The 1,074-nt window shown below is 54.8% G+C and carries 1 protein-coding gene; it reads left to right on the top strand.

The window, feature by feature from the left end:
- Positions 1-743 precede the first annotated feature (743 nt).
- On the top strand, positions 744-947 hold the full coding sequence (locus EYQ01_03400) for a hypothetical protein (GenBank protein ID HIE64859.1): 204 nt from the start codon (positions 744-746) through the stop codon (positions 945-947).
- The last annotated feature ends 127 nt before the right edge of the window (positions 948-1,074 follow it).

The raw sequence follows: 1,074 nt of genomic DNA on the forward strand, positions 1-1,074 counted from the left end.
CTGGCGTCCGAAAAAGAGCTGTTTTTGCGACCCCTCTGCGTGATCCCGGCCTGTCGTCTGCGTTCGCCGATAAAGGCGTCCGATGAGGGGCGTCCGAAAAGTCAAATCAGCACAAAGGGGTGTCGATGGCGCGGCATTCGATCTGCGCCCCCCGATAAAGGCGTCCGATTTAGGGCTTCCGAAGCGTTCAACCCCCCCAAAATGGATTAGGGGCTTCCGAAAAGTCAAATCAGCACAAAGCGGTGTTGTTGGCGCGGCATTCGATCTGGCCTTCCCGATACTGGCGTCCGATTTAGGGCTTCCGCAGCGTTCAACCCGGTATCAAAATGGGAATTTCTTTTGTCGGCCAGTGCGGGAGTGGGCTCGCGCGGGTGGCCTCCGGACCGGCCGGTGTGAGGGATTCGACACGCTCAGAAGGCCTCAGGAGGCTCCAGGAGGAGCCAGGATGCCGTCCGAATTCTGTCTGAATGTACCGCGAAGTCCGTCTGTGCAGTCCTTCCAACAGAAAATAAGAGGAAACGCAATGAGGACGCAGTCTTCCCTACAAGCCCTATGTTCATATGACACAGGCCGGAATCTCTGTGAGGGGTCGCAAAAACAGGTCGCAAATTTGAACATAAGCAAGCATCAAGCAAGCAAGCCTTTGTAAGAGGCCCTTCCTGCAGAAATTAGGTCAGCACGAACTCGTGCCGCGAAGTCCGTCTGTGACACAATCCTTCCAATAGGAAGTAGGAGGAAAAGCAATGAGGAAACAGGCCTTCCTACAAACCCTAATCCTCCAATATGACACAGGCCCGAATATGTTGACCGACGGTGAGGCCGCCTTCTTCTGCTTCGCATGTTCCTTACGCGCCACCGGTTTGACCGACGGCACACAGATTCGGGCCTGTCGGTGTTCCAATTCTGAGCGTCTGTATGACGTTGAACATCGCAAGCAAGCTCTGTAAGAGTTGTTTTTGCGACCCCGGATTGCAGATTCGGGCTTTGACGCCCTGGGAGCTCATTTCTCTTATCCGAATCAGCTTTTGGACCCCAAAGTGGTCCCCAAATGGTCCCCGGGGGGACCGTTTTTCG

It is taken from the genome of Candidatus Manganitrophaceae bacterium (genome assembly GCA_012960925.1).
Lineage (GTDB): Bacteria > Nitrospirota > Nitrospiria > SBBL01 > JAADHI01 > DUAG01.